At 42.3% G+C, this 265-nt stretch carries 1 pseudogene; it reads right to left on the bottom strand.

Features of this window, described 5'->3' with window-relative positions:
- A pseudogene (locus AB4653_RS15825) lies at window positions 1–265 on the bottom strand (TolC family protein); the annotation flags it as partial.

The raw sequence follows: 265 nt of genomic DNA, 5'->3' as shown, positions 1-265 counted from the left end.
CAGAGTTTGTACCGCTCTCTTTTAAGCTTCTACGGCTTCTCTCGACGTTTTTCTTGGCTACTAGTAAGTCGTTGTTGAGCTTTAACGCTTGATCCATGATTGAGTGTTGTTCGCTTTCGTTTATCTCTTTTAATGGCACACTTTCGTATATATCTTGTGATGGAGTGATAGGGTACTGAATCTGAATGGATAGCCCGTTGAGAATGACACGGCGATCTTTCTGCAAGGTTCTTAATCGATTCGACACACCTTCTTTCTGAGCGAT

Origin of the sequence: Vibrio sp. 10N.222.48.A3 (assembly GCF_041475345.1) — a bacterium.
Taxonomy (GTDB): domain Bacteria; phylum Pseudomonadota; class Gammaproteobacteria; order Enterobacterales; family Vibrionaceae; genus Vibrio; species Vibrio tasmaniensis_A.
This window is presented reverse-complemented; position numbering and strand designations above follow the sequence as displayed.